At 64.7% G+C, this 756-nt stretch carries 1 protein-coding gene; it reads right to left on the bottom strand.

Going from position 1 to position 756, the window contains the following annotated elements:
• Positions 1-756: DUF222 domain-containing protein (locus JF66_RS22055; protein ID WP_197059552.1), on the bottom strand; the 756-nt coding region annotated here is incomplete at both ends.

Here is a 756-nt window from a genome sequence, read left to right as displayed (position 1 = left end):
CGTCGGCCCATCCTGCGATTTGTACCAAATGATGTGGTGGCCTTCGGCATAACTCGGCGGCCGCCGGTTGTCGAGCCTGTCGAGACACAGCCCGCGGTGGCGCACCCGCCGTCTCGTTCGATCGCCGCGAGCTTCTGTGCCCGGGTGAAGAGCCGCTTCCCGAGCCCGAAATCGAGCACTTCACTCTTGCCGCCGAGGACCATCGGAATGAGACACGCCTCCGCGGCCATCTTCCTGGCCGTGAACGCCGAGATCGGCTGCTCGATCCCATCCAGCTGGGCCTCCCCGAGCCCGGTCTGCAGGGATTCGAGGGACATTCGCACGATGATCGTCGTGTGATCCAAAGCACCGAGCCCTTCCGTGCAGGAGAGGGCGTGGCGCACGATGTCGACGAAGGCGTCGAAGTTGAGCTGCGGCATCGTGCGACCGTCTCCGATGATCTCGTGGTTGTCCCCGCACCCGTCGGGGTCTTCCTTCGCTTCAAACCGTGGCTTGCGCAGTTCCGCACCGACCATTCCGTCGATCGCGGTGTCGAGGAACGCGGCCAACACCGGGTCGGCGTCGAGAATGTAGCGTTTCATGCCGTTGGGCTGCACCAGCCGGGTCAGAGCCCGCCGCGAGACGAGCACCTCCTCGCGCGGTTCGACTCCGTCGACATCAAGCGCGTCGCGGTAGCGCACCGACAGTTTTCGCACCGAGTCCACCGGATTGGTCGCCGCGAACTCCACCAGTTCCTTTTCCGCTGCGATCATCTCG

Origin of the sequence: Cryobacterium sp. MLB-32 (assembly GCF_000738085.1) — a bacterium.
In the GTDB taxonomy this organism is placed as follows: Bacteria; Actinomycetota; Actinomycetes; order Actinomycetales; family Microbacteriaceae; genus Cryobacterium.
This window is presented reverse-complemented; position numbering and strand designations above follow the sequence as displayed.